The sequence below is a fragment of the Nocardioides luteus genome (assembly GCF_000960475.2).
In the GTDB taxonomy this organism is placed as follows: domain Bacteria; phylum Actinomycetota; class Actinomycetes; order Propionibacteriales; family Nocardioidaceae; genus Nocardioides; species Nocardioides luteus_A.
Window position 1 is genome coordinate 41,779 of the sequence record NZ_JZDQ02000017.1, and the last position, 26,570, is coordinate 68,348.

At 70.1% G+C, this 26,570-nt stretch carries 31 protein-coding genes; 19 read left to right on the plus strand and 12 right to left on the minus strand.

The window, feature by feature from the left end; all coding sequences use genetic code 11:
* Positions 1-4: 4 nt before the first annotated feature.
* The 4 genes from UG56_RS13415 to ychF form a co-directional block, all read right to left on the minus strand.
* Positions 5-502, minus strand: a complete 498-nt coding sequence (locus tag UG56_RS13415; RefSeq protein ID WP_045549849.1) for a hypothetical protein — start codon at positions 500-502, stop codon at positions 5-7.
* A 100-nt stretch (positions 503-602) separates the two neighbouring features.
* Positions 603-1,061, minus strand: coding sequence for an SRPBCC family protein (locus UG56_RS13420; RefSeq protein WP_045549848.1), 459 nt, complete (start codon positions 1,059-1,061; stop codon positions 603-605).
* A gap of 40 nt (positions 1,062-1,101) precedes the next feature.
* Positions 1,102-1,395 (minus strand): DUF1330 domain-containing protein, encoded by a 294-nt coding sequence (locus tag UG56_RS13425; protein WP_045549847.1) that lies wholly within the window; start codon positions 1,393-1,395, stop codon positions 1,102-1,104.
* Between the two features lie 51 nt (positions 1,396-1,446).
* Positions 1,447-2,520 (minus strand): redox-regulated ATPase YchF, encoded by a 1,074-nt coding sequence (gene ychF / locus UG56_RS13430; RefSeq protein WP_045549868.1) that lies wholly within the window; start codon positions 2,518-2,520, stop codon positions 1,447-1,449.
* Between the two features lie 81 nt (positions 2,521-2,601).
* On the opposite strand from ychF, the gene UG56_RS13435 reads away from it, so the two are divergent.
* The 4 genes from UG56_RS13435 to UG56_RS13450 are packed head-to-tail and all read left to right on the plus strand — an operon-like array spanning position 2,602 to position 6,476.
* Complete coding sequence (locus tag UG56_RS13435) at positions 2,602-3,930, plus strand: GH1 family beta-glucosidase (protein ID WP_045549846.1); 1,329 nt, start codon at positions 2,602-2,604, stop codon at positions 3,928-3,930.
* 27 nt (positions 3,931-3,957) lie between these two features.
* Positions 3,958-4,473, plus strand: a complete 516-nt coding sequence (locus tag UG56_RS13440; protein ID WP_045549845.1) for a PH domain-containing protein — start codon at positions 3,958-3,960, stop codon at positions 4,471-4,473.
* Positions 4,470-6,029, plus strand: coding sequence for a PH domain-containing protein (locus UG56_RS13445; protein WP_071327065.1), 1,560 nt, complete (start codon positions 4,470-4,472; stop codon positions 6,027-6,029). The genes UG56_RS13440 and UG56_RS13445 overlap by 4 nt, the downstream gene beginning before the upstream one ends.
* Before the next feature lie 39 nt (positions 6,030-6,068).
* A complete protein-coding gene (locus UG56_RS13450) occupies positions 6,069-6,476 on the plus strand; it encodes a VOC family protein (RefSeq protein ID WP_045548475.1) in 408 nt (135 codons plus the stop codon).
* Positions 6,477-6,479: 3 nt separating this feature from the next.
* Here UG56_RS13450 and UG56_RS13455 read toward each other — a convergent pair whose 3' ends face one another.
* Entirely contained in the window at positions 6,480-7,532 is a 1,053-nt protein-coding gene (locus UG56_RS13455) for a WD40/YVTN/BNR-like repeat-containing protein (RefSeq protein ID WP_045548476.1), read from the minus strand.
* A 243-nt stretch (positions 7,533-7,775) separates the two neighbouring features.
* Between UG56_RS13455 and UG56_RS13460 the strand changes: the two genes are divergently transcribed.
* The gene (locus tag UG56_RS13460; protein WP_045548477.1) at positions 7,776-9,638 is read left to right on the plus strand and encodes a glycoside hydrolase family 3 protein; all 1,863 of its coding nucleotides are present in this window, start codon (positions 7,776-7,778) and stop codon (positions 9,636-9,638) included.
* A 61-nt stretch (positions 9,639-9,699) separates the two neighbouring features.
* Here UG56_RS13460 and UG56_RS13465 read toward each other — a convergent pair whose 3' ends face one another.
* Genes UG56_RS13465 through UG56_RS13475 form a run of 3 tightly spaced genes read right to left on the minus strand, consistent with a single transcriptional unit; the run spans position 9,700 to position 12,470 of the window.
* On the minus strand, positions 9,700-10,794 hold the full coding sequence (locus UG56_RS13465) for an ABC transporter substrate-binding protein (RefSeq protein ID WP_045548478.1): 1,095 nt from the start codon (positions 10,792-10,794) through the stop codon (positions 9,700-9,702).
* A gap of 21 nt (positions 10,795-10,815) precedes the next feature.
* Complete coding sequence (locus tag UG56_RS13470; protein ID WP_256206618.1) at positions 10,816-11,652, minus strand: ABC transporter permease; 837 nt, start codon at positions 11,650-11,652, stop codon at positions 10,816-10,818.
* Positions 11,649-12,470: an ABC transporter ATP-binding protein gene (locus tag UG56_RS13475; RefSeq protein ID WP_084101028.1), complete on the minus strand. Its 822-nt coding sequence runs from the start codon at positions 12,468-12,470 to the stop codon at positions 11,649-11,651. Before UG56_RS13475 ends, UG56_RS13470 begins: the two co-directional genes overlap by 4 nt.
* Positions 12,471-12,515: 45 nt before the next feature.
* Between UG56_RS13475 and UG56_RS13480 the strand changes: the two genes are divergently transcribed.
* Positions 12,516-13,298, plus strand: a complete 783-nt coding sequence (locus UG56_RS13480; RefSeq protein ID WP_045548479.1) for an exodeoxyribonuclease III — start codon at positions 12,516-12,518, stop codon at positions 13,296-13,298.
* Positions 13,299-13,304: 6 nt separating this feature from the next.
* Here the strand turns inward: UG56_RS13480 and UG56_RS13485 are convergent, their stop codons facing one another.
* On the minus strand, positions 13,305-13,631 hold the full coding sequence (locus UG56_RS13485; RefSeq protein WP_045548480.1) for a TfoX/Sxy family protein: 327 nt from the start codon (positions 13,629-13,631) through the stop codon (positions 13,305-13,307).
* A 76-nt stretch (positions 13,632-13,707) separates the two neighbouring features.
* Here UG56_RS13485 and UG56_RS13490 point away from each other — a divergent pair, with 76 nt between their 5' ends.
* Together UG56_RS13490 and UG56_RS13495 are read left to right on the plus strand one after the other, a co-directional pair.
* Positions 13,708-14,799: a DNA recombination protein RmuC gene (locus UG56_RS13490; RefSeq protein WP_084101030.1), complete on the plus strand. Its 1,092-nt coding sequence runs from the start codon at positions 13,708-13,710 to the stop codon at positions 14,797-14,799.
* A 4-nt stretch (positions 14,800-14,803) separates the two neighbouring features.
* Positions 14,804-15,247 (plus strand): DUF6542 domain-containing protein, encoded by a 444-nt coding sequence (locus UG56_RS13495; protein ID WP_045548481.1) that lies wholly within the window; start codon positions 14,804-14,806, stop codon positions 15,245-15,247.
* Between the two features lie 19 nt (positions 15,248-15,266).
* Here the strand turns inward: UG56_RS13495 and UG56_RS13500 are convergent, their stop codons facing one another.
* Positions 15,267-15,896, minus strand: coding sequence for an L-threonylcarbamoyladenylate synthase (locus tag UG56_RS13500; RefSeq protein WP_045548482.1), 630 nt, complete (start codon positions 15,894-15,896; stop codon positions 15,267-15,269).
* Between the two features lie 33 nt (positions 15,897-15,929).
* Positions 15,930-16,928, minus strand: a complete 999-nt coding sequence (locus tag UG56_RS13505; RefSeq protein WP_045548483.1) for a 4-hydroxy-3-methylbut-2-enyl diphosphate reductase — start codon at positions 16,926-16,928, stop codon at positions 15,930-15,932.
* 145 nt (positions 16,929-17,073) lie between these two features.
* On the opposite strand from UG56_RS13505, the gene xseA reads away from it, so the two are divergent.
* Both xseA and UG56_RS13515 read left to right on the plus strand, forming a co-directional pair.
* The gene (gene xseA / locus UG56_RS13510; RefSeq protein WP_045548484.1) at positions 17,074-18,306 is read left to right on the plus strand and encodes an exodeoxyribonuclease VII large subunit; all 1,233 of its coding nucleotides are present in this window, start codon (positions 17,074-17,076) and stop codon (positions 18,304-18,306) included.
* Complete coding sequence (locus UG56_RS13515; protein ID WP_045548485.1) at positions 18,299-18,505, plus strand: exodeoxyribonuclease VII small subunit; 207 nt, start codon at positions 18,299-18,301, stop codon at positions 18,503-18,505. The genes xseA and UG56_RS13515 overlap by 8 nt, the downstream gene beginning before the upstream one ends.
* 239 nt (positions 18,506-18,744) lie before the next feature.
* Here the strand turns inward: UG56_RS13515 and UG56_RS13520 are convergent, their stop codons facing one another.
* Positions 18,745-19,368 (minus strand): DUF4245 family protein, encoded by a 624-nt coding sequence (locus tag UG56_RS13520; protein WP_177191482.1) that lies wholly within the window; start codon positions 19,366-19,368, stop codon positions 18,745-18,747.
* Positions 19,369-19,498: 130 nt separating this feature from the next.
* Between UG56_RS13520 and UG56_RS13525 the strand changes: the two genes are divergently transcribed.
* From UG56_RS13525 to UG56_RS13565, 9 genes are all read left to right on the plus strand, one after another.
* The gene (locus UG56_RS13525; RefSeq protein ID WP_084101032.1) at positions 19,499-19,888 is read left to right on the plus strand and encodes a TOBE domain-containing protein; all 390 of its coding nucleotides are present in this window, start codon (positions 19,499-19,501) and stop codon (positions 19,886-19,888) included.
* Positions 19,885-20,640 carry a molybdate ABC transporter substrate-binding protein gene (gene modA / locus UG56_RS13530; RefSeq protein ID WP_045548488.1) on the plus strand — a complete coding sequence of 252 codons (756 nt, stop codon included), beginning with the start codon at positions 19,885-19,887 and terminating at the stop codon, positions 20,638-20,640. Before UG56_RS13525 ends, modA begins: the two co-directional genes overlap by 4 nt.
* Positions 20,641-20,698: 58 nt before the next feature.
* A complete protein-coding gene (locus tag UG56_RS13535; RefSeq protein ID WP_045548489.1) occupies positions 20,699-21,460 on the plus strand; it encodes an ABC transporter permease in 762 nt (253 codons plus the stop codon).
* A complete protein-coding gene (locus UG56_RS13540) occupies positions 21,457-22,155 on the plus strand; it encodes an ATP-binding cassette domain-containing protein (protein ID WP_052693479.1) in 699 nt (232 codons plus the stop codon). Before UG56_RS13535 ends, UG56_RS13540 begins: the two co-directional genes overlap by 4 nt.
* Positions 22,156-22,198: 43 nt before the next feature.
* Complete coding sequence (gene glpX / locus UG56_RS13545) at positions 22,199-23,218, plus strand: class II fructose-bisphosphatase (protein WP_045548490.1); 1,020 nt, start codon at positions 22,199-22,201, stop codon at positions 23,216-23,218.
* Between the two features lie 281 nt (positions 23,219-23,499).
* Positions 23,500-23,967, plus strand: a complete 468-nt coding sequence (locus UG56_RS13550) for a hypothetical protein (protein ID WP_143055028.1) — start codon at positions 23,500-23,502, stop codon at positions 23,965-23,967.
* A complete protein-coding gene (locus tag UG56_RS13555) occupies positions 23,964-24,269 on the plus strand; it encodes a hypothetical protein (RefSeq protein WP_045548492.1) in 306 nt (101 codons plus the stop codon). Before UG56_RS13550 ends, UG56_RS13555 begins: the two co-directional genes overlap by 4 nt.
* Positions 24,266-26,056 (plus strand): alpha/beta hydrolase, encoded by a 1,791-nt coding sequence (locus UG56_RS13560; RefSeq protein WP_052693481.1) that lies wholly within the window; start codon positions 24,266-24,268, stop codon positions 26,054-26,056. The genes UG56_RS13555 and UG56_RS13560 overlap by 4 nt, the downstream gene beginning before the upstream one ends.
* Complete coding sequence (locus UG56_RS13565; protein WP_045548493.1) at positions 26,053-26,556, plus strand: hypothetical protein; 504 nt, start codon at positions 26,053-26,055, stop codon at positions 26,554-26,556. Before UG56_RS13560 ends, UG56_RS13565 begins: the two co-directional genes overlap by 4 nt.
* Positions 26,557-26,570: the final 14 nt, after the last annotated feature.

Genomic DNA, 26,570 nt, shown 5'->3' on the forward strand with positions numbered 1-26,570 from the left:
CGCGTCAGCGCCCGGACCGTGCGCCGAGCGCGTCGCGAAGCTGCTTCGAGGCCGACCGCGGCGTGGCGCCCGCCTGCCAGATGGCGAGCAGGAGGTCCGCCCGCGGCCGGCCCGGCTCGGTCCAGCTCGGTCCGAGTCCTGCCTGGTGGAGGGCGATGATCAGGTCGTCGTCGGCCGCTGTCCGCGCTTCTTCCCAGGCCCGGGCGTACGCCTCGTCGACCCGGTTCAAGGTCGCCTCGGTCTCCACGATCGGAGGCGACATGACGACCTCGGTCGGGTTCTCCGCTCGGCGGCGCAGGAACGCGATGAGGAAGTAGACGAGGGCACCGGCCCAGCTGAAGACCAGCACCATCATGATGTCGAGGACGTCCAGCCCGACGAACCGTCCCCGGGCGGCGATGCTGCGACCGATCAGGACGAGCGCGACAATCGTCGGCACCCACCACAGCGCCATGAGCACGAGGAGCTCGGCGATCCACATCGCCTCGAACTGGCCATCCATCGCAGCTCCACTTCGTCAGCCGAGACCTCGGCCGAGAGTAGCCGCGGTTGGTCAGCTGTCGACGACGAATGCGGCAAACGGTCCCAGCGCCCCAGAGCCGTCAGGACTCAGGACCGGAGAGGGCTTCCTTCAGCCATACGTTCCGTCGCTCCAACAGCGTCGTCATGTACCGCGTCAGCACGAGGACGTTCACCAACCGCCCGACGGCCCCCGCAGGCGCCTCGAACTCCACGACATCCGTCATCGACGTGCCACCGGCGGCCGGCTCGAACCGGTGCTCGTGCCACCACCGCCGGAACGGCCCCGACCGCTGCTCGTCCACGAACCGGTGTGGAGCGTCGTACTCGCTGATCACCGAGGTCATCGTGACCGGCAGTCCGAAGTGACGGGCCTTCCAGGTCACCGTGTCTCCCAGACGCATCACCCCGGACGTGACGCCGGCGACGGCGCGCTCCCCCGAGTCCGACATCGACGACCGATGCGCGTCCACGGACAGGCTCAGCTCGAAGCACTGCTCCGGGGTCGCCGGGATCTGCGTCGTGAGCTCGATGCGTGGCACCCGGTGATCCTAGGCGCCCGAGACTGCACCCGGACCTGGATCAGTCGAGGCCTTCGACGATGCGGAAGTCGCGCTCGACACCGTCCGAGAGGGCCGCCAGCGCCTCCTGGTAGGCGGCGCTCTCGTGCGTCGCGACGGCCTGCTCGAAGCTGTCGAACTCGATCAGCACGGTGCGCTCGGCGATCCCGGCCTCGTGCGCCACGACCCGACTGCCGCGGGTGAGGACCCGACCGCCGCCCGCCTCGACGGCCGCCGGGGCGAGCTTGCCGTAGGCAGCCAGCTTCTCGGGGTCCGAGATGGTGCGGTAGACGCTGACCCAGTAGCCCTTGGGCATGGAACCTCCAGTGTTGGCGTGAGTGCGGGGACGACCGATGTCGGCCGTCGCTCAGACGTTGAAGCGGAACTCCACCACGTCGCCGTCGGCCATGACGTAGTCCTTGCCCTCCATACGGACCTTGCCGAGGTCACGGGCCTTGGCGACGGAGCCGGCGGCGATGAGGTCGTCGTAGGAGACGATCTCGGCCTTGATGAAGCCCTTCTGGAAGTCGGTGTGGATGACACCGGCGGCCTCGGGGGCGGTGGCGCCCTTGGGGATCTCCCACGCGCGGACCTCCTTGGGGCCGGCGGTGAGGTAGGTCTGCAGGCCGAGGGTGTCGAAGCCGACCCGGGCGAGGACGTCCAGGCCGGGCTCCTCGACGCCGGCGTCGGCCAGGAACTCGCGGGCCTCGTCCTCGTCGAGCTCGACGAGCTCGGACTCGAACTTCGCGTCCAGGAAGATGGCCTCGGCGGGGGCGACCAGCTCCCGCATCGAGTCCTTCAAGGACTCGTCGGCGAGCTCGTCGGAGTCGCAGTTGAAGACGAAGATGTAGGGCTTCGCGGTGAGCAGCATCAGGTCGCGGATCAGGGCGCGGTCGATCTTCGTGGCGATGATCGGGGTGCCGGCCTCGAGGGCCTCCTTGGCCTCGACCACGGCGGCCAGGTTGGCCTTCAGGTCAGGCTGCTTGCGCGACTCCTTCTCCAGCCGCGGGATCGCCTTCTCGACCGTCTCCAGGTCGGCGAGGATCAGCTCGGTCTGGATGGTGGAGATGTCGTTGGCGGGCTCGACCTTGCCGTCGACGTGGGTCACGTCGTCGTCGCGGAAGACCCGGGTGACCTGGCAGATCGCGTCGGACTCACGGATGTGGGAGAGGAACTTGTTGCCCAGGCCCTCACCCTGCGAGGCGCCGCGCACGATGCCGGCGATGTCGACGAACTGCACCGTGGCCGGCAGCAGCTTCTGGGACCCGTAGATCTTCGCCAGCTCGGCCAGGCGCTCGTCGGGGACTCCGACGACGCCGACGTTGGGCTCGATGGTGGCGAAGGGGTAGTTCGCCGCGAGTACGTCGTTCTTGGTCAGAGCGTTGAAGAGGGTCGACTTGCCCGCGTTGGGAAGTCCCACGATGCCGATGGTGAGTGCCACGATCGACAATCCTAGAGTCGTACGCCGCCTTCCCCCGAAACCGCGGACGGCACCCCAGGGCAAGGGGCACACTGTGGTTGCGTGAGCGAGCTTCCCGGCACCAGCCTTCCGACCGGCTTCCGCTTCGGCGCCAGCACCGCCGCCTATCAGATCGAGGGGGCGGCCGCCGAGGACGGCCGAGGCCCCTCGGTGTGGGACACCTTCTGCGCCGAGCCCGGACGGATCGTCGACGACAGCAGCGGCGAGGTGGCCTGCGACCACTATCACCGGCTCGACGAGGACCTGGAGCTGATGGCGCGGCTCGGGCTGGATGCGTACCGCTTCTCGATCTCCTGGTCGCGCGTCCTGCCGACCGGCTCGGGCGACATCAACCAGAAGGGCCTCGACTTCTACGACCGCCTCGTCGACGGGCTGCTCGAGCGCGGCATCGCGCCGATGGCGACGCTGTTCCACTGGGACACCCCGCAGGTGCTGCAGGATGCCCACGGCGGCTGGCTGAGCCGGAAGACGGCGCAGCGGTTCGGAGAGTACGCAGCGGTGATGGGCGAGCGCCTCGCCGATCGCGTCGCCCACTGGTGCCCGGTGAACGAGCCGAACGTGGTGACCGTCCTCGGCCACGCGCTGGGCATGCACGCCCCTGGCGAGGCGCTGGTCTTCGACGCGCTGCCGGCCGGCCACCATCTGCTGCTCGGCCACGGGCTGGCGGTGCAGGCGCTGCGCGCCGCGGGCGCCACGAGCATCGGCACCGCGACCAACCACATGCCGGTCTGGCCCGCGACCGACTCCGAGGGGGACGTCGCGACCGCGGGGCTGCTGGACACGCTGTGGAACCACTCCTTCGCCGACCCGGTGCTGCTGGGCAGCTACCCCGAGGATCTCGCCGCGCTCTTCCCGGTCCAGGACGGCGACCTCGAGGTGATCAGCACGCCGGTCGACTTCTACGGGCTCAACTACTACAACCCCACGGCGGCAGCGGCCGCCCCGGCAGGATCCGCCAACCCGATCGAGCAGCCGCCGATCACCGGCTACCCGACCACCGACTTCGGCTGGCCGGTCGTCCCCGACGGGCTCCACGAGCTGCTCACCTCGCTGCACCAGCGCTACCCGGAGCACCCGCCGTTCGTGATCACCGAGAACGGCGCCTCCTACAACACCGCTCCCGGTGACGGCGACGCCGACCGGATCGCCTACCTCGACCTGCACCTGCGCCAGGTCGAGCGCGCGGTCGCCGACGGCATCGACGTCGCCGGCTACTACTGCTGGTCGCTGATGGACAACTTCGAGTGGGCCGAGGGCTACACCCAGCGGTTCGGGCTGGTGCACGTCGACTACGACACCCTCGTGCGCACGCCGCGCGACTCCTTCGACTGGTACGCCTCCGTAATCGCCGACCACAAATCCAGACGGTAAAGGGAGCCGACCCAATAGGCTCGCGCCGTGACTGCCGACGCACCACAGCGACTGCGCGAACCCGCCCATCAGGTCTCCGAGCGAGCACCCGCCTACTGGCGCACCGCGGAGGCGATCGGGGCCGTGATCTGGCTGGTCCTGGCCATCGGTGCGGCCGTGGCGGCCCTCTTGGTGCCGGACGGCTTCTGGACCTGGATCCTCTGGCTGGCCGCGCTGGTCTTCGTCCTGGCACCGGTGCCCGGGCTGACCTTCGTGCCGTCGATCCGGTTCCGGATCCACCGGTGGGAGGTGACCGACATCGCCGTCCACGTACGCCACGGATGGATCACCGTCGTCGACGAGATCGTGCCGCTCTCCCGGGTGCAGACGGTCGACTCGACCCAAGGGCCACTGATGCGGCAGTTCGGGCTGCGTACGGTCAAGGTCTCCACCGCCTCCTCGGCCGGCATCGTCGAGATCGCCTGCCTCGACGAAGCGCTCGCGCTCGAGGTGGTCGCGAAGCTGGTCGCCATCACCGCCGCGACGCCCGAGGACGCGACGTGAGCACACCCGAGGTCCCCGAGGTCCCCCGGATCCCGGACGCGGACTGGCAGCGGCTGGCCGGCTGGACCGCGATCGTCAGCCCGCTCTCGACGCTGCGCCAGGCGATCATCCCGGCCGCGGTCGGTGCCTTCGGCGCCGGGCAGGCGAACGTGCTCATCGGTCTGCTCGTCGCGCTCGGCATCGCGGCCGTCGCGGCCCTGGCCGGCCTGGTCCCCTGGCTGACCACGACCTACCGGGTGACCCCGACCCACCTGGAGGTACGCAAGGGGCTGCTCAACCGCACCACCCTGACCGCGCGCCTCGACCGGGTGCGCAGCGTCGACCTCAGCTCGACGCTCATCCACCGTGCGCTCGGGGTCACCAAGGTCAACGTCGGCACCGGTGTCGACGAGGGCCAGATCACCCTCGACTCACTGACCAAGGACGCGGCCGCGCGGCTGCGGCGCGAGCTGCTCCACGCGGCGCCCTCGACGCCCGCCGCCTCCGGGGAGACCGCCGCCGCGACCTCGGTCGAGGAAGCGCCGCCGGCAGCCGGTGAGGTCGTCGCCAGGCTCGACTGGTCCTGGATCAAGTACGCCCCGCTCAACCTCAAGAACCTCGCGATCGCGCTCGGCGGTCTGGCCGCCTTCTTCGGCGCCTTCTCCGACGTCATCCCGTGGGAGCGGCTGATCGGGATCCGGGTCGACGACGGCGAGATCAACGGACGCCCGATCGACTCGCTGCTGCACATGCTGGTCCTCGCCATCCCGCTCGCGCTGATCGCCGCGGCCGTGGTGTGGGCGGTCGGCTCGTGCGTGGGCTACGCGGTGCGCTGGTGGGACCTCCAGGTCGTGCGCGAGCAGGGCCGCGAAGGCACCACCCTGCGGCGTAGCTTCGGCCTGACCAGCACCCGGGCCACGACGGTGGAAGAGGCGAAGGTACGCGGCGCCACCTCCACCGTCGGCCCGCTGATCGGCCTGGCCGGCGGTGCCGACCTCAACCTCCTCACGACCGGCCTCGACGACAACTCTCCCGCGGTCCTGCCGACGGCGCCCGAGTCGGTCGTGTCGGCCGTCGGCACCGACATCCTCGGCGAGGACGCGTTCTCGGCGGCGCTCACCGGCCACGGCCCGAAGCCCCGCCGGCGCTACTGGTTCCGCGCGGCCGTGGCCACCCTGGTCTGGACGCTGGTCGCGCTCGTCCCGACCGTGCTGATCGGCGTCTTCGGCGACGCCTGGCTCTGGTGGATCCCGGTCGTGGTGATGGTGGTCGCCCTCGTCATCGGCCTGGTCGGCGCCGAGCTTCGCCACCGCCACCTCGGCCACACCCTCACCGACCGCTACCTGGTGGTCCGCTCCGGCTCCTACACCGCCGTACGCACCGCCCTGCAGACCGACGGCGTCATCGGCTGGCGGGTCCGGCAGACCTTCTTCGACCGCCGGATCGGCCTGGCCCAGGTCATCGCGATGACCGCGGCCGGACAGGAGTACGTCGCCATCCCCGACGTGCCGCTCGAGACCGCCGTCGCGCTCGCGGCAGCGGCCACGCCGCGTACGGTCTCGGGGTTCGTCGAATAACCCGTTTCCCACCGGCCGGCTTCGGAGGATGATCCGCCCATGACGATCCAGATCCGCCATCTCACCTTCGACAGCGCCGAACCCCGCAGGCTCGCCGAGTTCTGGTCGGCGGTGACCGGCTGGCACCTCTTCTACGACGAGGACCCCGAGGTGATCGTCGCCCGGAGCTTCCCGTCGAAGGAGCTGATGTTCCTCTTCGTCCCGGTGCCCGAGGCGAAGACGGCGAAGAACCGGGTCCACATCGACATCAAGCCCGAGGACACCACCCGCGACGAGCTGGTCGAGCGCGCGCTCTCGCTCGGCGCCACCGTCTTCGGCGACCACCGCAAGGAGGACGGGTCCGGCTTCGTCGCGCTCCGCGACCCCGAGGGCAACGAGTTCTGCATCGAGCGCGGCGAGCACGAGATGGCGCCGAGCGGCCCGATGACGATCGGGCTCACCATCTGACGGTCAGCGGCTGAGCACGCCGACCCGTCCACCCGCGCCGGCGGCCCAGCAGGTGCCGTCGGCGCAGTCGACGGTGTGGAAGCGGGTCTGGGCGGCGCCGAACGGCTTCCAGGAGCGGCCGTTGTCGTGGCTGACGTCGCTGCCGTCGGGGCCGACGGCGATCGCGGTGCGACCGCCGACCCACGCCACCGCCTCGCGGTATCCACCCAGGTCGGAGGCGGAGTTGGTCCAGGTGCGGCCGCCGTCGGTGGAGTAGGCAGCGCGGTCCACCCCGTCGTCCTCGAGGCCGAAGTCGCCGCCGACCGCGATCCCCTGGCGAGGGTTGCGGAAGCCGAGCCCGAAGACCCCGGCGGCCTCGCCGGTCGCGATGGTGGAGTCGGCCGAGGACCAGGAGCGGCCGCCGTCATGGGTGGCGTAGATCTTCGCCGCGGCACCGCCGCCGCCGATCCAGGCGTCGTGGGCGCCCGCGGTGACCAGGCAGGTCCCGCTGGCCGAGTAGCCGTACTCGCCCGGTGCCTCGAGGCCCTGCGTGTCCGCGATCTGCCAGGTGTCGCCGCCGTCGGCGGTGGTGATGATCCGCCACTCGCCGCCGACCGGGTCGCTCATCGCGATGCCCCGCCTGCCGCCGGGCCAGAAGTCGAGGCAGTTATAGAACGAGGTCGGCTCCGCGGAGCGGAACGTCTCGGTCCAGGTCGCGCCACCGTCGACGGTCTTGTAGATCCGGCTCGCCTCGCCCTCGCCGATGGAGAGCACCACCGCCTCGCTCGCCGAGCGCGCCTCGACGTCACGGAAGAGCAGCCCCTCGGATCCGGGAGGCGAGACCTCGTCCCAGGTGTCGCCACCGTCCGTCGTACGGAACACTCCCCCGCCGTCGCCGCCGACCCACGCGGTCTCCGCGTCGACCGCATCGAGCGCCCGGAATCCCTGGGTCGTGTCGACGTTCACCGACGTCCAGTCGTACGCACCCCCTGGCGGCACAGCCTCCGCCGCCGGCGCGAGGGTGAGGGTGGTGAGGGCGAGAGTGGCCGCCGCTGCGGCTCCGACAACGATGCGCACGAAGGTTCACCCTGGCCCTGCGGAGTCGTTCTGTCCACCGATCCAGAAAATTCGTCCGCCGAATCGGTAGTTGTGGCAGGCGAATCTGTAGACGTGGGCGACGAAAGTCGAGTTTCGTCCGCCACAACGACCGATTCGGCGTGTCCGCTTGCGTGGAGTCGCCAATTTTCTTCCGTGACCCGTTGGTAGCCCCTAAAGTGAATCGCCGTGCCGCACAGCAGCGGTGCAGACGGGGAGGTTGTCATGAGCGGAACGACACTGACCAGACGTGGAAGGCTGGCGGCTGCGGGACTCGCCGCCGCGGTGGCGGTTGCGATGCCGTACGCAGCAACCCACGCCGCCGAACCGGACCGCCCCACGGCGACCGCCGGGCAGTCCGACGCCGACATGGCCTCCGCCCAGCACCGCCAGATCGTCTCGCTGATGCGTCACATGTCGCTCCAGCAGAAGGTCGGCCAGCTCTTCGTGATCGAGGTCTACGGGCGCGACGCCACCAACGTCAGCGACACCGCGAAGGCCGGCAACCAGAAGCTCTACGGCGTGGACACCCCGGCGCAGGCGATCGCGAAGTACCAGCCCGGTGGCGTCATCTACTTCACCACCCGCGGGCCCGACAACATCGGTGACCCCGCCCAGGTGGCGACGCTCTCCAACGGTCTCCAGAACGCCGCGCTGCAGCAGCGGCCCAAGATCCCGCTCAACATCGCCGTCGACCAGGAGGGCGGCGCCCTGGTGGCCCGCTTCGGGCCGGCCAGCGGCGCGACCCAGATGCCGGGCCAGATGGCGCTGGGCGCCGACGGCTCGACCGCCGACGCGGCCCGGTCCGCCGAGGTGATCGGCACCGAGCTGGCCGCGGTCGGGGTCACCCAGGACTACGCGCCCGTCGCCGACGTCAACCTCAACCCCAACAACCCGGTCATCGGCATCCGCAGCGCCGGAGCCGACTCCGCCGCGGTCGCCGACATCGTCGCCGCCGAGGTCGGTGGCTTCGACGCGGGCGGCCTCTCCTCGATCGCCAAGCACTTCCCCGGACACGGCGACACCGGCACCGACAGCCACTACGGCCTGCCCGAGGTGACCCACAGCCGCGAGCAGCTCGAGCAGATCGACCTGCCGCCGTTCGAGGCCGCTATCGACGCCGGGATCGACGCGATCATGACCGCCCACGTGACCGTGCCCGCGATCGACCCGAGCGGCGAGCCGGCCACCATGTCGGAGCCGATCCTCACCGGCCTGCTCCGCGAGGAGCTCGGCTTCGACGGCCTGATCGTGACCGACGCCCTCGACATGCAGGGCGCGAGCGCAACCTATCCGCCCGACGTCGCTCCGGTCGAGGCGTTCCTCGCCGGCGCGGACCAGCTGCTCATCCCGCCGAAGATGGACACGGCGTACGCCGCGGTCCTCGGTGCCGTGAAGGACGGCCGGATCTCGCGACAGCGGCTCGACGAGTCGGTCTACCGGATCCTGAGGCACAAGCTGGACAACGACATCTTCGAGAGCCCGTACGTCGACCCGACCGCCGCACCGGCCGTCTTCAGCAACCCCGTGCACAAGGCCGACGCCCAGGCGATCTCCGACCGCACCACCACGCTGGTGAAGAACGACGACGGCCTGCTGCCGCTGACGCCCGGGCCGAAGAACGTCCTGGTCGCGGGCTGGGGTGTCGACACGACCGCAGGCATCGCGGCCGGGTTGCAGAAACGCGGAGCGACGACCCAGGTGCTGCAGTCGGGCACCACGCCGACCGACGCGCAGATCGACGCCGCTGTCCAGGCCGCCCAGGGCAAGGATCTGGTGGTCGTGCCGACCAACAACGCCTGGCAGATCAACCCGGCGACGGGCGAGCCGACCCCGGCGGCCGTCGCCCAGACCAAGCTGGTCAAGGCCCTGCTCGCCACCGACACCCCGGTGATCGTGGCCGCGATGCGCAACCCCTACGACATCAAGTCCTTCCCGGACGCGACGACGGTTCTCGACACCTATGGCTACACCTCCCACCAGCTCGAGTCGCTGGTGCGGGTGCTCTACGGCGAGGTCAACCCGAGCGGCAGGCTCCCGGTGGAGATCCCGGGCCTCTTCCCGCTCGGGCACGGGCTGACGTACTGACGGAGAGAGTTGTGAAGCCGAGAGTGGCCTATGGGTCACTCTCGGCTTCACAACCTCTGGGCTAGGGGGCCGGCCAGATCACCTTGTCGTCGTCGCCCACCACGGCCTCGGCGAAGGACGTGTCGAACCAGGAGGCGGCCTGCTCGGGGGTGACCTTCTGCCCTGCGTACTTCGTCACGACCTCGGCCAGCGCGGCGACGTTGTCGGGGTCGACCGAGCCGAACCTGCCCGGGAGCGGGTTGTCGGCGGCGACCTCGACCTCGGTGCGCCAGATCGCGGTCTCGTGCTTCTCGTCGGACTCGGCGCCGGCCAGGTCGTGCTGGTAGCCGATGCACTCCTCGACGTGCTCGTCGGCGGCACAGTAGGCGTAGGCCTTGAAGACGGCGCGCAGGAAGTCCTGGACCGCGGTGGGGTGCTTCTGGGCCCAGGCGGGGTTGACCGAGTAGGCGCCGAGGGAACCGGGCACCTTGAAGTCGGTCGGCTCCCAGACGGTGACCTTCTCGCCGGCGTCCTCGAGCTGGTTGGGTTCGTTGGAGACGAAGCCGACCAGCGCGTCGACCTGGCCGCGGGGCAGGATGCCGGGGTCGTAGCCGACCTTGACCTGCTTCACCTTCGACATGTCCACCCCGGCCTCGGCCAGCATCGCCTGCACACCGACCGGCACCCAACCCTTGTGGCCGAGGGTCTTGCCCTCGAGCTGCTTCAGGTCGGTGATCGAGGTGCCGGTCATCAGCACGTCGAGACCCGCGTTGGAGTAGGACGAGACGCCGAGAACCTTCAGGCCGCTGGCGTTGGAGGTCATGATGTCCTGCTCCGAGAGCGGTCCGACCTGGACCTTCCCGGCGGCGATCAGCTTGGCGTTCTGGGAGACGTCGCCCGAGCCCGGCTGGAGCTCGACGTCGAGACAGAGATCGTCGAAGTAGCCGAGCCGGTCCGCGGCGATGGCCTCCATGATCGAGGCTGACGCCTGCCAGTAGTAGCCCGACATGTAGGTGATCTTGCCGGCCTTCTCGTTCTCCTTGCAGCGCTCGGCGGAGACCGCGCTCCCCTTCTCACCAGCGGAGTCGGAGCCCTGGGAGGACCCGCAGGCGGACAGGGCACCCAGCAGGACGACCGCCGACGTGAGGGCAGCGGCGATCGGACGTACGCGAGACATCAAGGGCTCCTTCGAGTCAGGTCAGGACTGGTGCCAGTGGAGCACTCGCCGTTCGGCGAGGGTCACGACCCAGAACAGCAGCGATCCGAGCGCCGCGAGGACGAAGATCGCTGCCCACACCGTAGCCAGTCTGTTCTGCGAGCTGGCCACCTGTATCACGCTGCCGAGCCCGGCGGCCGAGCCCGCGGCGGAGAGCTCCGCGACGACGGCGCCGATCATCGACAGCGGGAAGACGATCCGCAGGGACGCGAAGACGTAGGGCAGCGAGGCCGGGACCCGCAGGTGCCGCAGCACCTCCAGCCGGCTCGCGGCCACCGTGCGGTAGACCTGAAGCACCGGCGCCGGCACCGCCCGGAGCCCGGTCGCCACGTTGATCAGGATCGGAAAGAAGCAGACCAGCGCGGTCAGCACGACCTTCGGGCCCATCCCGAACCCGAGCGCGACCACGAGCAGCGGCGCGATCGCCACCAGCGGCGTCACCGAGAGCACCACGGCCACCGGCATCACCGCCCGCCGCACCACCCCTATCTCGCTCACCACGACGGCGAGCGCGAAGGCGGCGACGAAGCCGATCCCGAGCCCCACCAGCGCCTCGCGCAGCGTGACCAGGGTGTTCGTCAGGAAGTAGCCGGGGTCGTCGGTCAGCACGCCGCCGATGTCGCCCAGCGGGGCGAACAGGTAGGGCATCCGCCGCGCGCCCAGCTCCCACCCGAACCCGAGCACGACGAGGAGGAGGACGAACGGAAGCCAGTACGCCGGCCGGAGCATCCGGGCGCGGTGACGGAGACGTCGCGCGCCGGCTGTCCCGGCGGCCGTCTCGGCGGCCGGAGCGACCACCTCACCGAGCACCTCCCTCACCGGACGACCCCGCTGTGGCTGAAGGCGTCCCGCAGGCTCTCGCGGAGGGCGAGCTCGTAGGCGTGGAACTCCGGCGAGGTGATGATCTCCTGGTGCCGCGGGCGCGGCAGGTCGATGTCGATCACGTCGGTGATCCGGCCCGGTCGCGGAGCCATCACCACGACCTTGTCCGAGAGCCTGACGGCCTCCGAGATCGAGTGGGTGACGAAGACGACCGTCGCCCGGGTCTGCTCCCACAGCTCCAGCAGCTGCTCCTGGAGCGCCTCGCGGGTGAACTCGTCGAGCGCACCGAACGGCTCGTCGAGCAGGAGCACGTCGGGGCGCAGCCCGAAGGCGCGTACGATCGCGGTCCTCTGCTTCATGCCGCCGGACAGCTCGGCGGGGAGCTTGTGGAGCGACTCCCCCAGGCCGACCTCGCGCAGCATCGCCTCGAGGTCGGGGCGGCCGCGGTCGTCCTCGCCTCGTGAGCGCCGGCGGGCGGCCCCACGCCGGTTGACCTTGTGGGGCAGCGTCACGTTGCCGAGCACGCTCAGCCAGGGCAGCAGCGCGGGGCTCTGCGGCACGAAGCCGAAGGCCTTCGCCTCGGCGGCCTCCTTCGGGGTCAGGCCGCACACGGTGATCGTGCCCGCGTCCGGCTTCTCCTGGCCGCTGATCAGCCGCAACAGGGTCGACTTGCCGCAGCCCGAGGGTCCGATGATGCTCACGAACGTACCGGGCTCGATGGTCAGCTCGATGTCGTCGAGGGCGGTCAGCTCGGAGAGGTCGGCCTGCTCATAGAGACGACGGACCCCGTGCATCTCGATCGTCGCGCTGCCCACGCCTCAAACGTTAGTCCACGACGGCTTCTCGATAGTCTGACGGGCGTGCGTATCGCCACCTGGAACATCAACTCCATCCGCTCCCGCATCGACCGCGTCGAGGCCTTCGTCGAGCGACACTCGATCGACGTGCTCGCCCTGCAGGAGACCAAGGCCAAGCCCGACCAGATCCCGACGATGGGCCTGGAGGCCCGCGGCTACGAGGTCGCCTCGGTGGGCTATGACCAGTGGAACGGCGTCGCGCTGATCTCCCGCGTCGGTCTGTCCGACATCCAGATCGGGTTCGAGGGGATGCCGTCGTTCAAGGACGTCGCGGAGGCGCGGGCGCTGACCGCGACCTGCGGTGGCGTACGCGTCACCTCGGTCTACGTCCCGAACGGCCGCAAGCCCGACGACCCGCACTACGCCTACAAGCTGGAGTGGCTCGCCGCCCTGCAGAAGGCCGCGACCGCCTGGTACGACGGCCCCTCGGCGATGGTCGGCGACTGGAACGTCTGCCCCTACGACGAAGACTGCTTCGACCCCAAGCAGTTCGTCGGCAAGACCCACCTCACCCCTGCCGAGCGCGACGCCTTCTTCGCCATCGAGAAGGACTTCAAGGACGTCGTACGCCCCTTCGTGCCCGGCCCCGAGGCCTACACCTACTTCGACTACTACCGGCAGCGCTTCGAGCGCAACCGCGGCCTGCGCATCGACTTCGTCCTCGGCTCGCCGTCGTTCGCGTCGCGGGTCACCGGGGCCTTCGTCGATCTCGACGAGCGCAACCCCGCGATCGGCACGGGTTCGCCCTCCGACCACGCTCCGGTGATCGTCGACCTGGCCGACTAGGGCCGCCTACTTCGGTGGCTTGGGCGGCAGCGACTCGGCGGTGGCGAGGCCGCGGCTGACCCAGTCGGCGAGCGCATCGCCGCGCAGCAGGTCGGCGGCGACGTTGACGTAGCCGGACATCGTCCGGGCACCCATGACCATCGGCTCGGCGCCCGCCGCGATGGCGGCCTCGTAGGCCGACCTGCCGGTGCGTACGAGCAGGTCGTCGGCGCCGACCGCGCAGGCCATGTTGCCGTTCACCATGAACGCCAGCCCACCGAACATCTTCACCTCGGTGGCCCCGGCAGGCATCAGGTCACGGACACGTGCGGCGAGCTCGGCGTCGTAAGCCATGTCTCCATGCAACCACGTTCAGCCGCGCTGAGCCCATCGAACAAAAGTGTCGGTGGTCCCTGGGAGGATCGCAGGTATGGAGATCTGGATCCTTGTGCTCGGGCTGGCGATCGGTCTCGTCCTGGGTGCGCTCCTCGGCGTGCTCTGGGTGCGGGCGCGGAGCGTGGAGACGGTCGCGGCCGGGATGGTGGACCAGGCCGAGGTGATGCAGGGGCTCGACCGGCTCAGCGACCAGATGCAGCATCTCGACCGCGAGCGGGCGCGCTGGCAGGGACAGTTCGAGACCGAGGTCGGGCGGCTGCAGACCGAGACCCGGTCGCTGTCGACAGCGCTGCGCAAGCCTCAGGTCAGGGGCCGCTGGGGCGAGATGCACCTGCGCCGCGCGGTCGAGCTGGCCGGCCTGGTGGACAAGTGCGACTTCTCCGAGCAGGTCCACCTCGAGGACGGACGGCTGCGCCCCGACCTGGTGGTGCACCTGTCCGGCAACAAGGAGCTGGTCGTCGACTCCAAGGTCCCGCTCGACGCCTATCTCGACGCCGCGGCCGCGGACAACGAGGACGACTACCGCGCCCACCTGCGCCGACACACCGCCCAGCTGCGTACGCATGTGGACCAGCTGGCCTCGAAGGCCTACTGGCGCTTCCTGGAGGAGTCCCCGGAGTTCGTCGTGCTCTTCGTTCCGGCCGAGTCGTTCCTCTCGGCGGCGCTGGAGACGGAGCCCGGCCTGATCGAGTACGCCGCGGAGCGCCGGGTCGTGCTGGCCTCGCCGACCACGCTGATCGCGCTGCTGCGCACGGTCGCCCACGGGTGGTCCCACGAGGCGCTCGCCGAGCAGGCCCGGGAGATCCACCGGCTCGGCCGTGATCTGCACCAGCGCCTCTCCACGATGTCCGCCCATCTGGACGGGATCGGGCGCTCGCTCAACACGGCCGTGACACGCTACAACCAGGCGATCGGATCCCTCGACAACCGGGTCCTGGTGGCCGCCCGTCGTTTCAATGAATTATCGGTAACCGACGACGATCTCGAGACGCCTCGTCCCGTCGAGATCCGCGCTGTGGAGCGGCTCAGCAGCGTGCGGGAAGATGATCGGCGCGCCGCCGAGAATGACGGTGTGCCGGGCCCTACCGTGGGTTCTGATACACAGGCTGCATACGAGAGATCGTGACCCCATGAGTCAGCGCACCATCTGGGAGGAAGGACGCGAGTCCGGCCGCCACGTCGTCGCGCTCGGATCCGCCACCTCGCTGACCGTGACCTTCGTCGATCTGCTCATCGACGACAGGATCGGCCTGCTCTTCGACCTCACCTTCGTGGTGATCGCGCTGACGCTTGCGCTCATCGTCCGGCCCAGCGACTTCTTCGTGGTCGGCGTGCTGCCACCGCTGATCATGCTCGGCATCTTCATCCTGCTCGCCGCGACCCAGCCCGGGTCGATCGCCGATGCCGACGACGGTTTCGTCCAAGCCGTGTTCAGCGGTCTGGGCCATCATGCGATCAGCCTCTTCATCGGCTACGCCGGCTGTCTGGGCAGCCTGGCGATGCGCCGCCGGGTCCTCAGGCAGCGCATCGAGCAGAGCGACGAGGTCGAGCACGAGAGCGCGCTCGCCTCCTGAGCGAAAGGTCCTGAGCTCCTCAGTCCAGGGCCAGGAAGCCGGACACGTCGCCGGCACCCTCACGGATGATCTCGGGCTGACCGTCGGACCAGTCGATGACCGTGGTCGGCTCGGCCGGGGTCTCACCGGCCTCGATGACGATGTCGACCTGGTGGTCGAGCGCCTCCTTGACGTTCCAGCCGAAGACCTCCGGCTCGGTCTCGCCGGGCAGGATCAGCGTGGAGGAGAGCAGCGGCTCGCCGAGCTCCTCGAGCAGCGCCTGCACGACCGCATGCTCGGGGATGCGTACGCCGACGGTCTTCTTCTTCGGGTGCATCAGCCGCCGCGGCACCTCAGGGGTCGCCGGAAGGATGAACGTGTAGGGCCCCGGGGTCGCGTGCTTGATCGCCCGGAACGCGCTGTTGTCGACGTGGACCATCGTGCCGAGCTGCGCGAAGTCCTTGCAGATCAGCGTGAAGTGGTGGCGGTCGTCGAGACCGCGGATCCGCAGGATCCGGTCGCGTCCGTCCTTGTTGCCGATCCGCGAGCCGAGCGCGTAGCCGGAGTCGGTCGGGTACGCGATCAGCTGGTCGTCACGCAGGGCATCGACGACCTGGCTGATCAGACGGGGCTGCGGGTTGTCAGGGTGTACGTCGAGAAATCGGGCCACCCCTCGACCCTAACGCCCCCGGGCAGGCAGGGATCAACCCCTTGCCGAAGCCGCCTTCAGATCCTTGCGCAGCTCCTTGGGGAGCGCGAAGATCAGCGACTCCTCGGCGCTCTTGTGCGCCAGGGCGTCGGGGAAGCCTCGCTCCTTGAGGAACTCGACGACACCCTCGACCAGCTTCTCCGGGACGCTGGCTCCGGAGGTGACCGAGACGCTGCGTACGCCATCGAGCCAGGACTCGTCGATCTCGCTGGCGTCGTCGACGCGGTAGGCGGCCTTGGCGCCGGCCTCGAGCGCGACCTCGACCAGACGGACCGAGTTGGAGGAGTTGCCGGAGCCCACCACGATGACCAGGTCGCTGGCCGCGCCGATCTCCTTAACCGCCAGCTGACGATTCTGGGTGGCGTAGCAGATGTCGTCGCTGGGCGGGTCGAGCAGCTCGGGGAACTTCTCTCGGAGCGCGGCGACGGTCTCCATGGTCTCGTCGACCGAGAGCGTGGTCTGGGAGAGCCAGACGACCTTGGAGGGGTCGGGAACCTCGACACCCGGTACGTCATCGGGCCCCTCGACGAGCGTGGTCGCCTCCGGCGCCTCGCCCATGGTGCCCTCGACCTCCTCGTGACCGGCGTGGCCGATCAGCAGGATGCTGTAGCCCTCGCGCGCGAACCGCTTGGCCTCCAGGTGGACCTTGGTGACCAGCGGGCAGGTCGCGTCGATGGTCTTCAGCTCGCGCACGGCGGCGTCGGCGTGGACCGCCGGGGAGACGCCGTGGGCGGAGAAGACGACGGTCGCACCGGAAGGCACCTCGTCGAGCTCGTTGACGAAGACCGCGCCGCGGTTGCGGAGGTCGTCGACGACGTGCTTGTTGTGCACGATCTCCTTGCGCACGTAGACCGGCGCGCCGTAGAGGTCCAGCGCCTGCTCCACCGTGATCACGGCCCGGTCCACCCCGGCGCAGTAACCGCGCGGCTCCGCGAGGAGGACAGCCTTCTCGTCGTCGGAGATCAGGCGTGGGGTGCCGAGGTCGATGCTCATGGGATCAGTCTAGAGATCCCTCCTGAAACCCGCCGAGTCGGCGCATCCTGACCGAGTTTCTCGCCGAGTCGGCTCGTCATGACGCGCCGACTCGGCGGGGATCTGGGTCAGGATGAGCCGACTCGGCGGCACTAGGGTTGGCGGCATGGCCCTGGACACCTCCCCCGAGTCGCCCGCTCCGGTGCGGCAGATCGCGAACGCGATCGGCAACTGGATCGACCGGCTCGGTGCGGTCTGGGTGGAGGGGCAGGTGGCGCAGCTGAGCCGGCGGCCGGGGATGCAGACGGTCTTCCTGACCCTGCGCGACTCGGTGGCCGACATCTCGGTGCCGGTGACGTGCACGCGGTTCCTGCTCGACAGCCTCAACCCGCCGCTGGTCGAGGGCGCCTCGGTGATCATCCACGCCAAGCCGTCCTACTACGCCAACCGCGGCACCCTGTCGCTCCAGGCCCGCGACATCCGGCCGGTCGGGCTCGGCGAGCTGCTCGCCCGGCTCGAGCAGCGCCGCCAGCTCCTCGCCGCCGAGGGACTCTTCGCGGCCGAGCTCAAGCGGCCGCTCCCCTTCCTGCCGACCAAGGTCGGGCTGGTCACCGCGGCCAACTCCGCGGCCGAGCGCGACGTGCTCGAGAACGCGCGGCGACGGTGGCCGCAGGTGCAGTTCGAGGTGGCGTACGCCGCGATGCAGGGCTCGCGCAGCGCCGCCGACGTCGTCGAGAAGCTGCAGCGGCTCGACCGCGACCCCGAGGTGGACGTCATCGTCGTCGCCCGCGGCGGCGGCTCCGTCGAGGACCTGCTGCCCTTCTCCGACGAGCACCTGATCCGCGCGGTGCACGCGGCCCGCACCCCGATCGTCTCCGCCATCGGCCACGAGCCCGACTCACCGCTGCTGGACCTCGCCGCTGACGTACGTGCCTCGACGCCGACCGACGCCGCCAAGCTCGTCGTACCCGACGTGGTCGAGGAGCAGCGGATCGTCGCGACCGGTCGCGACCGCCTCCGCGGCGGGATCGCCGCGCTGATCCACCGCGAGCAGACGCTCCTGGACGCCCTGCGCTCGCGTCCGGTGCTGGCCGACCCACGCTCGCTGATCGACGCCCGGCGCGACGAGGTCACCTCGCTGCGCGACCGTGCCCGCCGCACCGTCGGGCACGCCCTCGACCGGGCCGCCGACGACATCGGCCACCACCGCGCCCGCGCCCGCGCCCTCTCGCCTCTGGAGACGCTGAGGCGGGGGTACGCCGTCGCCCAGGATGCCGACGGACACGTACTCACCAGCGTCGCCGACACCGCCGAGGGCGCCGCCGTCAGCATCCGCCTCGCCGACGGCCGCCTGGCCGCCACCATCACCTCGACCGAGAAGGACCCAACCGATGACTGACCGCGACACCGACAAGGACCTGTCCTACGAGCAGGCGCGCGAGGAGCTGGTCGAGGTCGTCCGCAAGCTCGAGGCCGGCGGCATCACCCTCGAGGAGTCCCTGGCCCTGTGGGAGCGCGGCGAGAAGCTCGCCACCCTGTGCCAGGAGTGGCTCGACGGCGCCCGCAAGAAGATCGACGCCGCCATCGCCGACGACTGACCGCCGAGCCGTCAGCTGCGTCGGCCGAGCCGTCGCGTACGTCAGCCGAGCCGTCGCCCCGGCCGGTCGAGCCGTCGCGTACGTCGGCCGAGGCGTCACCCCGTCGGTCGAGGCGTCGCGTACGTCGGTCGAGGCGTCACTCTCGCTGGCCGAGTTGTCACGAGGGTGCCACCTCGCCCGACCTACCTGACGTCTCGCCCGACCTACCTGACGCCTCGCCCGACGGGGGTGACTTCTCGCTACTTCAGCGGCTCGGTGGTGAGGAGCGCGAGGTAGTCGCGGACGTCGCCGTCCTTGGGACCCCAGAGCATGAGGGTCTGGCCGTCGACCTCGGTGGAGTAGCCGGTGTCGCCGTCGGAGTCGGACCACTCGGTCCAGGTGGTGGCGACATCGGTCGGGATGTCGACCTGGTCGCCCTTCTTGGCCTGGGGGTCGACGTTCTTCTGGGCCAGCGCCTGCGCGGAGCGGGTGGAGAACTCCAGGCCGACGTAGGAGGTCTCGCCCTTGACGAACGACATGGTCCAGGCCGGCTCCTCACCGCCCTTGTAGGAGGGGTCGGTGTTGGCGTACCAGCCCGAGGGCAGCTCGCGGGGGTAGACGACGTCGAGATCGGCGACCTGGGCGCTGCGTACGGCCTCGGCCCAGTCGGCCTTGTAGGTCTGGTTGGCACCGCTGACCTCGCGCTCGAGGTTGCCGCGCCACTGCACGACGAGCACGATCGGGACGACCAGGACGAGCAGGAAGATCATCGATCCGATGAGAGCACCGAACGTACGCGGATAGCTGCGCGCCGGGGTCTCCGGCTGCTCGCTCGTCGACTCACTCGACGGCTGGGCCGGCTGCTGCTGATCGGTCTCGCTCACGTCCTCCATGGTCCCACTCGGGCGATGTTCGCTCGAATCGTGGTCTCGACAAGCTCGAGCACCGGGGCCACGTGTTCCGCAGATGAGGAGACTTTCCGCGCAATCGCTCCGCAGATGCGATACTCCTCCGGTGACCTCGTACCGTATCGCCGAAGCCGCCGAGCTCCTCGGCGTCAGCGACGACACCGTGCGCCGCTGGGTCGACGCGGGGCGGATCGAGGCGAGCACCGAGAACGGCCGTGCGGTCATCGACGGCATCGTCCTGGCCGCCCTGGCCTCGGAGCTGGCCGACGCCCCCAACCCGGACCGGACGAAGGCGGTCAGCGCCCGCAACCGGATGCTCGGGATCGTCACCAAGACCACCCTGGACACCGTGATGGCCCAGGTGGAGATGGTCTGCGGCCCCTATCGGATCGTCTCGCTGATGAGTGCCGAGGCTGCCGTCGAGCTCGGGCTCGAGCCCGGCGTCAGTGCCGTGGCGTCGATCAAGTCAACCAACGTCGTAGTGGAGCGCCCATGATCACGAGGACCAGTATCTCCGCCGTCGTCGCCGTGACCGCCCTGCTCGCGCTCGCCGGATGCGGGAGCTCGAGCGAGGGGACGGAGAAGCGGGAGCTGACCGTCTTCGCGGCCGCCTCGCTGACCGACACGTTCACGGAGCTGGCCGAGCAGTTCGAGAAGGAACATCCCGGCGTGAAGGTGACGACCAGCTTCGGCGGCTCCTCGGACCTGGTCGCCCAGATCGAGGACGGCGCCCCGGCGGACGTCTTCGCCTCGGCCGACACCAAGAACATGGACAAGCTCGGCGACCTGGCCACCGACCCTCAGGACTTCGCCTCCAACACGCTCGAGATCGCCACACCTCCAGGCAACCCGGCCGAGATCGGCGGCTTCCAGGATCTGGCCAAGGCCGGCACCAAGGTCGTCGTCTGCGCGGCCGAGGTCCCCTGCGGCAGCGCGACCGCCGAGATGGAGAAGAAGACCGGCGTCGACATCGAGCCGGTCAGCGAGGAGCAGTCGGTCAGCGACGTACTCGCCAAGGTCACCTCCGGTGACGCCGACGCCGGGCTCGTGTACGTCACCGACGTGACCGCCGCCGGCGGCACCGTGACGGGCGTCGAGTTCGCGGAGTCCGACGAGGTCGTGAACACCTACCCGATCAGCGCCCTCGACGGCGCCGACGACGCCGACCTCGCCCAGGAGTTCGTCGACCTGGTGCGCAGCGAGTCCGGGCAGAAGGTGCTCAGCGATGCCGGCTTCGGCCAGCCCTGATCTTCTCGGGAGGTCCGGACGGACGGACCGGCAGCGGGGGGCCGGTCCGTCCGTCGGGATGCCACGCTGGTTGTGGCTCCCGGCGGGCCTGGCGGCGGCGTTCATCATCGTCCCGCTCGCCGCGATCATCCTCCGCGTCGACCTGGCGAGCTTCCCGGCGCTGATCACCTCGCCCTCCGCGCTGGAGGCGCTCTGGCTCAGTCTGCGCACCGCCGGGGCCAGCACACTGCTGTGCATCGTCCTCGGCGTACCTCTCTCCACCGTCCTGGCCCGCACCGGCTTCCGCGGCCAGGGACTGGTGCGCTCGCTGGTGCTCCTCCCGCTCGTGCTGCCGCCGGTGGTCAGCGGCCTGGCGCTGCTCTACACGTTCGGCCGCCGCGGGCTGCTGGGGCAGTCGCTGGACCTGGTCGGCATCCAGATCCCGTTCACCACCCTCGCCGTGGTCATGGCGCAGACGTTCGTGGCGCTGCCGTTCCTGGTGATCAGCCTCGAGGGTGCGCTGCGCACCAGCGGCACGCGCTACGAGGCGGTCGCGGCCACGCTCGGCGCCCGCCCGACCACCGTCTACCGCCGCGTCACCCTCCCCCTCGTGGCGCCCGGCCTGCTCTCCGGCTCCGTCCTCGCCTTCGCCCGCTGCCTGGGCGAGTTCGGCGCCACGATCACCTTCGCCGGCAACCTCCCCGGCGTCACCAGCACGATGCCGCTGCAGGTCTACCTGCTCCGCGTCGACGACCCCGACGCGGCGGTCGCGCTCTCGCTGGTGCTGGTGGTCGTCGCGGTCGCCGTGATCGGCTTCGCCCGGCACGGGAGGGCCCTATGAGCTCGCTCCACGTCCGCGCGGTGATCGCCCAGCGCGGCATCGACGTCACCCTCGACGTGGCCGCCGGCGAGACCGTCGCGCTCACCGGCCCCAACGGCGCCGGCAAGTCGAGCATCCTCGGCGTGATCGCCGGCCTCCTTCGCCCCGACGAAGGAGAGGTACGCCTCGGCGACCGCATCGTCGACACCACTCCCCCGCACGCCCGCGGGGTCGCTCTCCTCGCCCAGGACCCGCTCCTCTTCCCGCACCTGTCGGTGCTCGCCAACGTCGCCTTCCCTCCGCGGGCGAGAGGCGTACGCCGCCACCAGGCCAACGAGCTCGCCCTCCGCCACCTCACCGAGGTCGGCGCCGAGACGCTCGCCGGGCGCAAGCCGTCCCACATCTCCGGCGGCCAGGCCCAGCGGGTGGCGGTGGCCCGGGCACTCGCCGCCGACCCCGAGCTGCTCCTGCTCGACGAGCCGATGGCCTCGCTCGACGTCGACGTACGCCCCGCCCTGCGGCAGACGCTGCGCACCGCCCTCGAGGACAGGACCGCCATCATCGTCACCCACGACGCCGCCGACGCCCGCGCGCTCGCCGATCGGGTGGTGGTGATCGAGCACGGTCACGTCGTCGAGGACGGCCCGACCGAACGGGTGCTGAACGAACCGCAAACACCGTTCGCCGTCAGGCTCGTCTCTGGATCGATCAAGTGACGCGGCGGGCGCTACCCCGCGCCCGGCCGATAGATTGAACCCTATGAACGACACCCAGCCGCTCGGCGTCGCCCCCACCGCCCCTGACCGCAACCTGGCCCTGGAGCTGGTGCGCGTGACCGAGGCAGCAGCGATGGCCGCCGCCCGCTGGGTCGGCCGTGGCGACAAGAACGGCGCCGACGGTGTCGCGGTCAACGCGATGCGCACGATGATCTCCACGGTCGCCATGAACGGCACCGTCGTGATCGGCGAGGGCGAGAAGGACAACGCCCCGATGCTCTTCAACGGCGAGCAGGTCGGCGACGGCACCGGACCCGAGTGCGACGTCGCGGTCGACCCGATCGACGGCACCACCCTGACCGCCAAGGGCATGAGCAACGCCGTCGCGGTGATGGCGGTCGCCCCGCGCGGCAGCATGTACGACCCCAGCGCCGTCTTCTACATGGAGAAGCTGGTCACCGGCCCGGAGGCCGCCGACGTCGTCGACATCCGTCTGCCGGTCGCCGAGAACATCGCCGCCGTGGCCAAGGCGAAGGCCACCACGACCTCCGACATCACCGTGATCGTGCTCGACCGCCCGCGCCACGACAAGCTGGTCGAGGAGATCCGCGAGACCGGCGCCCGGATCAAGTTCATCGTCGACGGTGACGTCGCCGGCGCGATCTCGGCCGCGCGTGCCGGCTCCGGCGCCGACCTGCTGATGGGCATCGGCGGCACCCCGGAGGGCATCGTCGCCGCCTGCGCGATGAAGGCCCTGGGCGGCACCATCCAGGGCCGGCTGTGGCCCAAGGACGACGAGGAGCGCCAGCGCGCCCTCGACGCCGGCCACAACCTCGACCCCGACTTCGTGCTCCACACCAACGACCTGGTCACCGGCGACGACTGCTTCTTCGTCGCCACCGGCATCACGGACGGTGACCTGATGCGGGGCGTGCAGTACCTCCCCCACGGCGCCGTCGTCACCGACTCGCTGGTCATGCGCAGCCGCTCGGGCACGATCCGCAAGGTCACCTCCGAGCACCAGCTCGCCAAGCTCAAGGCCTACAGCGCGATCGACTTCTGAGCCGGTGACCCCGCGACGACGTCGCCGGGTCACAGCGCGAAGAGATCGAGCGAGCGCAGCGGGTGAGCTTGCGAACCCGCGAAGCGGGTCGAGATCTACGCGTCCCGAAGCATTGCGCCGGACCAGATGCGCGGCAAGGACCTCCCGGTCCTTGCGGCGCTTCTCGTTGCGCTCGTAGTCCTCCCGAGCGACCGCCCGCGGTGCCGTTTTGTTGCTATCTTGTGGTGCGACACGAGCATTGATGAGCGTCTCAGGTGTATGTCGTTCCGGGAGGCATCGACGTGACGGACCCATTCTTCGCTGCGCTGCGGGCACGCCGCCCGGACGTCGACCTCGTGATCCTGCCGCCGGCGGACCCTCCCGAGCCCTCCCCCGAGGCGACGGCTGACGAGCTGAGCCGGTCGGCGGAAGCGGTGGACGCGACCGTCGCAGCCATCGCCGCCCGCCTCCCGGAGCCGACCGGAGACGGCCCCAGGTGGGAGACGTACGACCACGACAACGTACGCCGCTGGGCCCAGCTCGAGGCGCGCACGACCGACGGCGGCACGACCCTGGAGGGCCTCGACCAGGCGTTCCGGGACGCGAGGTGGCGCTCCAGCCTCGCGGTGAAGGCGTTCCACCGATGGACCGCTTCGCAGCCCGAGGTCCAGATCGTCGGCACCTGGTCCGCGAGCCATCACGCTCTCGTGGTGACCGTGACCGGCCGGGTCCTCCATCCCGCGCCGGGCGCGCGGGAGGTGTTGACATGACGCTGCACGTCGAACCGGCCAAGGTCCGGTCCACGGCCGCCGCCTGGGACACGGAGAACCTCCATCTCACCGCCGCGGCGAAGCAGATCAAGGCGGTCGGCACCGGTGGCTTCACGCCGACCGTGGCGAGTCTGGTCGGACGGTTCGTCGAGGCGTGGGAGGCGATCGCCACCAGGTCCGCGAGCGCCTCCGAGTCCCAGGCCGACGGGCTGCGGAGCACGGCGATCGACATCCTCCAGACCGACGCGAAGACCGACATCAACGCATCCTTGGCGCTGAGCAGCATCAAGGAGATCCGGTGACCATCACCATCTCCCTGCCGCCGACACCGAACGAGACACCTGAGTTCGACGCCGACGGGGAGAAGGTCCAGGACGCCGGGACCACCCTGCGCACCTCCTCGTCGATCTTCGACGACCACGGCTCGTTCGTCGGCGGGAAGGCCAAGGACTCCGGCCTCCTCGACGGCCAGGCGGCCGCCGCGTACGTCCAGGCGCTGAGCCCCATCGGCAGGCACGCGGACGCCTGCTCGCTGGCGCTGCGCGCCGCGGCCAACGCCGTCCTGGGCCATGGCGACGAGCTGGTCGATCTCGCGAAGCGTCATCAACAGCTCCGGAGCGACCGGGAGCACCTGGCCCGCGAGGCCGCCGCGCTCGCCTCCCGGGCGAATCCGCTGCCCACCGACGAGGCCGAGCTCCAGCGCCTCAAGGCGGACTGCGACCGCTGCACCAGCCAGATCGAGGCGTACGAGTCCGACCTGGTGAGGTGGACCGAGGACCTCAAGGCCAGCGAGGACAAGGTCACCGCCGCGCTCCGCGGCGCGATGACGGAGACACAGATCGACCAGACGTACGCCGGGGTCGCCGACCCCGCGGACGCCGCCAGGGACTCGATGCCGTCGGGCAAGGACCCCAAGGCGGTCAAGGCGTGGTGGGACGGGCTCACCGAGGAACAGCGCGCTGCCCTGATCGCTGCCGACCCCGAGATCGTGGGCAACACCGACGGCATCCCGGCGGCCGACCGCAGCGCGGCGAACACCGTCTCGCTCGACCGTGACCTCGCCGAGCTCGGCGCCATCCCCGAGGACCAGCGCACCGACGACGAGCAGACCCGCTACGACAACGCGAAGGCCGCGGACGTCGCGCGTGACAAGATCGAGAGATCCAAGGACCCGATGACGAACGAGCACTACGAGGCCCAGGTCTACATCTATGACCCGATGGCGTTCGGCGGCGACGGACGGGTCGCGATGGCGGTCGGCGACCTCGACACGGCGCGCAACGTGTCGGTCAGCGTGCCGGGCCTGACCACCGACATGGAGTCGGCCCAGTCGAATGCCGAGAACGTGATCAATCTCCATCAGGCAGCGTCCTTCGAGGGCGGCACCAGCACCGCCACCATGTTCTGGATCGGCTACGACGCACCCAGCGGAGCCGACTCGGCCGGCGTCGCGACCGAGGGCATGGCCGCCGCCGGCGGAGAGCGGCTCGCCGACACCCTCGACGGGCTCAACGCCATGCGTTCCGACGACTTCCACCTGACCGCCATCGGCCACAGCTACGGGTCCACCACCGTCGCCCATGCCATGACCGACCACCACCCCGGTGCCGACGACGTCGTCCTGCTGGGCAGTCCTGGCGCCGGCGACGACGCCGACTCCGCCGACGACCTCGGTGTCGGCTCGGGACATGTCTTCGTCGGTACGAACAGCGAGGACCTCGTCGGCCGACTGGGGCAGACCGGATGGGTCAGTCCTGCGGCCATCGGTGCGGGTGTGCTCACCGGTCCCCTAGGCGGGGTCGTCGCCCAGATGGCCGGCGCCGGCCTCGGCCACAACCCGGCGGAGGACGACTTCGGTGCCGTACGCTTCCAGGCCGAGAGCACCAGCAGAGGGTCGATCCCCAACATCGACGACCACGTCAAGTACTACGACCACGACACGGAGTCACTCGCCAACATGGCCCACATCGTCAACGGCCAGTACGACGACGTCGTACGCGCCGGGCAGGTGCATGACCCGTGGTACCGCGGTCCGGTCGACCCCGAGAGCGACCGCACCCCGACCAGCCCCGACACGGACGGCTCATGACCGCCCGGATCCTGGCCGCGACGGCTGCGGCACTGACGATCATGCTCGCCGGAGGATGTGGTGGAGTGAGCGACCAGACCTACACCGAACTGGAGCACCAGCGAGACGACGTGCTCGCGTGGGCACGTGAGCTGTCGGCCGTCGCCTCCACGACACTTGCCACGTCCCCGGAGGACGCGACGGAGGCCTACGACGGCGTGGCCCAGAAGGGGACCTCGGACAACTACAAGTCGTACAAGTACGACGTCCAGGCAGACTTCGTCACGGAGCACCAGGAGCCGCTCGACGCGCTGCACGACGAGCTCGAGGAGTTCAGTCCGACGTTCAGCAGCAACTCGCTGCGGCTCTCGCACGGCGATCTGACGGCGTTCTTCCAGATCTATCCGAAAGGTCCCGGAAAGGTCGGCATGTTCGTCGAGGGGCCTGCGATCGAGATCGACCAGGAAGACATGAGCGACTGGGACGGCTTCGTCGTCGGCGAACCGGTCGACCTGGCCTGACCCGGTAAAGTCGA

Coding starts and splice junctions, on each gene's coding strand:
- UG56_RS13415 (WP_045549849.1), bottom strand. CDS start 502: ATGGATGGCCAGTTCGAGGCGATGTGGATCGCCGAGCTCCTCGTGCTC.
- UG56_RS13425 (WP_045549847.1), bottom strand. CDS start 1,395: ATGCCCAAGGGCTACTGGGTCAGCGTCTACCGCACCATCTCGGACCCC.
- UG56_RS13450 (WP_045548475.1), top strand. CDS start 6,069: ATGACGATCCAGATCCGCCATCTCACCTTCGACAGCGCCGAACCCCGC.
- UG56_RS13460 (WP_045548477.1), top strand. CDS start 7,776: ATGAGCGGAACGACACTGACCAGACGTGGAAGGCTGGCGGCTGCGGGA.
- UG56_RS13465 (WP_045548478.1), bottom strand. CDS start 10,794: ATGTCTCGCGTACGTCCGATCGCCGCTGCCCTCACGTCGGCGGTCGTC.
- UG56_RS13485 (WP_045548480.1), bottom strand. CDS start 13,631: ATGGCTTACGACGCCGAGCTCGCCGCACGTGTCCGTGACCTGATGCCT.
- UG56_RS13490 (WP_084101030.1), top strand. CDS start 13,708: ATGGAGATCTGGATCCTTGTGCTCGGGCTGGCGATCGGTCTCGTCCTG.
- UG56_RS13495 (WP_045548481.1), top strand. CDS start 14,804: ATGAGTCAGCGCACCATCTGGGAGGAAGGACGCGAGTCCGGCCGCCAC.
- UG56_RS13505 (WP_045548483.1), bottom strand. CDS start 16,928: ATGAGCATCGACCTCGGCACCCCACGCCTGATCTCCGACGACGAGAAG.
- xseA (WP_045548484.1), top strand. CDS start 17,074: ATGGCCCTGGACACCTCCCCCGAGTCGCCCGCTCCGGTGCGGCAGATC.
- UG56_RS13515 (WP_045548485.1), top strand. CDS start 18,299: ATGACTGACCGCGACACCGACAAGGACCTGTCCTACGAGCAGGCGCGC.
- modA (WP_045548488.1), top strand. CDS start 19,885: ATGATCACGAGGACCAGTATCTCCGCCGTCGTCGCCGTGACCGCCCTG.
- UG56_RS13535 (WP_045548489.1), top strand. CDS start 20,699: ATGCCACGCTGGTTGTGGCTCCCGGCGGGCCTGGCGGCGGCGTTCATC.
- UG56_RS13540 (WP_052693479.1), top strand. CDS start 21,457: ATGAGCTCGCTCCACGTCCGCGCGGTGATCGCCCAGCGCGGCATCGAC.
- glpX (WP_045548490.1), top strand. CDS start 22,199: ATGAACGACACCCAGCCGCTCGGCGTCGCCCCCACCGCCCCTGACCGC.
- UG56_RS13555 (WP_045548492.1), top strand. CDS start 23,964: ATGACGCTGCACGTCGAACCGGCCAAGGTCCGGTCCACGGCCGCCGCC.
- UG56_RS13565 (WP_045548493.1), top strand. CDS start 26,053: ATGACCGCCCGGATCCTGGCCGCGACGGCTGCGGCACTGACGATCATG.